This window comes from Peribacillus sp. P4_D6 (genome assembly GCF_056401795.1).
On record NZ_JBFUIQ010000221.1, the window covers coordinates 1 to 3,928 of the forward strand.

Below are 3,928 nucleotides of genomic sequence, written 5' to 3' on the forward strand. Positions count from 1 at the left end.
ACCCCTGCTGCATTTGGATGTTGAGCCAAGGCTGCCAATAGTTTCTGCGTATGGGTCAAATCATCTCCCAATTGAGAACAACCGTAGGGGTGGGAAAAGTGATGAACCCCATCAATTTGTCGATCTTTAAACTGCTCATTTCCCATTTTGGCGAGAAGTTCACATGTTTTATTGATGCAGCCTACCGTATTGATGATCCAGATTTCATTCCGGATACCCACTTCCCCATTTTCACGGATATATCCTTGGAAGGTATGATTTTGACTGGGTTCTTTTGTATTTTGTCTGCTAGGTTGATAGGAATAATCCAATATGCCATGCAAACCGGATGTCAGATTATGGGTGTGAACCCAATCTCCAATGGAGAGATCTTCTTTAGCTTTTCCGATCGAGTAGCCAAATTTGATTACGTCCTCCCCTCGATTAACCGGGTTCACTAATATTTTATGCCCTTTAGGAATGTCATCACGTGCCTTGATATGGATCATTCCCCTATCTTTTGTTTGAATCTGGAGGCTCTGTCCTTTCTGAATCCCCTCCAAGGAAATAACAACATCATCGTTTGAATGCAATTGAACAAATTTATTCATTTTGTTCCCTCCTTATCATGAGTGAAGAAGTTCTAAAGGTAACGTAAATCCATTCCGAAAGCCCTTTCATTTTTCCTTTGATTTTTTTAAATTTTCAAATCCTCTATTAATTTTAACATCAATTTTTGAAATATTAATTGCGTATTTTGCTATAAATATACTCATTCTTGTTGTATTATACTTTCAGGAGATGAACAAATGAAAAAAATCCATAATGCATTAAATCATGATTTACTCTTCCCATTTTCTTTTGTCTATCAAGATACGAAAAGTCCCCAGAATGAATTGTCCGATCATATGCATGACCATTATGAAATTGTTTATGTTTATAACGGTAAAGGGACCTTTTTTATCGGTGATGTGTTTTATGATATGCAGCAAGGGGATGTATTCCTGATCCCGAATAATACCATTCATAGGGCTTTACCGAATAAAGACGACCCTGTTACCTCCACCATTATCTTTTTCAGTCCCACATTAATATATAAAGATATGGTTGATGATTCTTTTTCATATTTACATTTGTTTGATCTGACAAAAAAGAGTAAGAATTATAAAATATCATTGCCGCAAAAGAAACAAGTTAAGATGGAAGAACAGCTAGAACTCATCCTGCAAGAAACGAATAGCCGATCGATGGGCTCGAGGCATGCTTGTTTGCTGACCGTTCATCAGATCATACTTGATTTATACCGTATCCGGATAAATGGCAAACAAGAATTATCCGAGGGCAAGAGCTATAGTTCAGAATGGATGAAAGATATTTTAATCTATATTAATGAACATATGGATGAACCATTGACGCTGACGATACTTGCACAAAAAGCATTGGTCAGTCCCGCACATTTTAGCAGGGTTTTTAAGGAAACGACTGGAATTGGGTTAGTCGTGTATCTAAACACGAAAAGGATCATCAAGGCAAAGGAACTTTTACTGGAAACGAATCACACCATTGCCCATATTGCCGAAATGTGTGGTTTTGAAAGCATGCCCCAATTTTATCGTACCTTTAAGAAATACAATGAAAAGACACCAGCTACATTTCGAAAAGAAAATAGGGTCCGCTAGGCATGCCTAATACAAATGAAAAATGGAAGTGTCTTCCCTTTGGGAGACACTTCCATTCTAACAATCTATTACGCAGGCTTTACTATCGGTCGTACAAAACGGATGACCGCTAGCGAGGCAACAACTGCCAATCCACCTGCAAGCAAGAATGCAACTGTGTATGTGCCTGAGGTATCGACAATGTATCCTGTTAACGTCGGTCCGATGATTCCTGCTGTATTTGCCAAGAAATGCATAAAACCTCCAACAGAACCAACATTACCAGGGTCGACGACATCGTTGACGATGGCCCAGTAAATGGCACCAGTCAAATATAGGAAGAAGACGGAAAGTGCGACAAGCGTTACTGCACTGACTGTCGTAGATACAAGTCCAGCAAAACCGATACATAACGCCGATAAGAACAAACATGTTACTAGCACTAGCTTACGTGAGAATAAAACACCTTTTTGTGCGAATTTTTTATAGAAGAAATCTGACACGAATCCACCCAAAGCTAGTCCGATGAATCCAAAAATCCAAGGAATCACTGTAATGATACTCATATTTTCTACACTTAGCCCGCGTGCATCCACCAAATAGCTTGGGAACCAAGTTAAAAAAAAGAAGAGAATGTAGTTGTAAGAAAAAAAGGCTAGAGCTGTAAATAAAACAGTTTTTTGTTTTAAATAAAAGGTGAATTTCACCTTTCCTTCCGATGTTGCCGCTACATAAGATTTTCCTGTATGTTTCTGTTCTTTTGACTCTTGTGGTTTTTMTTTAACGAACTTCCACCAGCAAAACGCCCAAATAAGACCAATTATCATTATGGCAATGAAAGAAACTCTCCATCCATATGAGATGGCAATGAATCCAACTATTGGACCTGCGATTGCGCCACCAAGCGGAGTCCCGCTATTCGTCAGACCAACGACAGATGCCCGTTGATTTGACGGGAACCAGTTATTCACCATTTTATTGATGGTTGCTGAAAGAGGGCCTTCGCCCATCCCAAACAAGATGCGGATGACTATCATACTGGCAAAACCGACAGCAAGCACAAGTGCACCACTGAATAATGACCAAACGATCATTGCCACGAAAAGCGTAAGCTTTGCTCCCCATTTATCGGACGCCATGCCTCCAAGGAAGTTAAATACGGCATAACCAACTGAAAAGCTACTAAAGATAATTCCCATCTGTGTGGCTGTTAAAGATAAATCATCTTGGATGAACGGAGCTGCAATGGATAGTGCAGATCGGTCCAGATAATTTATTACCCCTGCCAAGAACAAGAAAACGATAACCATTCCTCTACCATTTGAAAACATAAAGAACCCCCCTATACGTTTCTATAAATGCAGCAGCATTTTTGGAAACGTTTCCATTTAATAACCAAGAGTAAAACCTATATGACCCAAAAACTAAATCGGTTTAGAATCCCCGTAAAAAAAGCGCTTTCTTTTTCACAGGAATTCTTACATCCGAATCTAGCAAGAATTCCTTGAAAGCAAAGTCGGTTTCAAGCGATGCACGCTTGTATCCTCTTTTCCTGATTTATTGATTTGACTAAGCAGTAACTCTGCTGCCAAGTTTGCCATTTCAATGGCCGGCTGATTAACCGTTGTGATGGTCGGTGTATAGAAACTGGCATAAGGAACATCATCGATGCCTATGACCGCTATGTCATCAGGTATATGGATTTCATGCTGTTTCATATAACGCAATACTTCATTAAGCACGATATCATTTCCTGCCAAAATGGCTTGAGGCGGCTTTTCCAATTCGAAAAATTCTGAAAGCGCAACCGGAATTTCATCTGCATTCACAGTTTTAATATATTCTGAATTGAATGGTATCCCATGTGACGCGAGTGAATCCTTGTACCCTTTGATCCGTTCGATTCGGGGACTGATATCGCGTATTATTGAAGTGGTTATGATTGCAATGTTTTCAAAACCCTTTTCAATAAACCGATCGACCGCTAACTTGGAAGCAAGGTGATTATCGAGCATGACTGTAGCAATATTCAATTCTTCGATCGTCCTATCCATGAAAACAATCGGGAATTGATCACTCTTCATGCGTTGATATAAATCAAGATTGTCCCCTGTGGGGAAAATGATGATCCCATCCACTTGTTTAGCCCTTAGCATTTCAATATAATTCTTTTCCTTTTCAGGATTGTCATCTGCATTGCAAACGATAATGTGGAACCCTTGTTCATAAAAGTAGTTTTCTATCGCTCTAATAACTTGCGTTGAAAACGTGTGAAGGATATTGGCAACCAC

4 protein-coding genes are annotated in these 3,928 nt (G+C 39.4%); 1 reads left to right on the plus strand and 3 read right to left on the minus strand.

The window, feature by feature from the left end; translation table 11 throughout:
• A partial coding sequence (locus AC1DVB_RS25720; RefSeq protein ID WP_477591607.1) for a UxaA family hydrolase occupies positions 1 to 590 on the minus strand: 590 nt, incomplete at its 3' end.
• 198 nt (positions 591 to 788) lie between these two features.
• Here AC1DVB_RS25720 and AC1DVB_RS25725 point away from each other — a divergent pair.
• A complete protein-coding gene (locus AC1DVB_RS25725) occupies positions 789 to 1,658 on the plus strand; it encodes an AraC family transcriptional regulator (protein ID WP_283928601.1) in 870 nt (289 codons plus the stop codon).
• A 68-nt stretch (positions 1,659 to 1,726) separates the two neighbouring features.
• On the opposite strand, the gene AC1DVB_RS25730 is transcribed toward AC1DVB_RS25725, so the two are convergent.
• Positions 1,727 to 2,968, minus strand: coding sequence for an MFS transporter (locus tag AC1DVB_RS25730; RefSeq protein WP_477591609.1), 1,242 nt, complete (start codon positions 2,966 to 2,968; stop codon positions 1,727 to 1,729).
• Between the two features lie 159 nt (positions 2,969 to 3,127).
• Positions 3,128 to 3,928: substrate-binding domain-containing protein (locus tag AC1DVB_RS25735; RefSeq protein ID WP_477591611.1), on the minus strand; the 801-nt coding region annotated here is incomplete at its 5' end.

Excerpts from the sequence above, each read along its gene's own strand:
- AC1DVB_RS25725 (WP_283928601.1), top strand. The coding sequence starts at position 789 with ATGAAAAAAATCCATAATGCATTAAATCATGATTTACTCTTCCCATTT.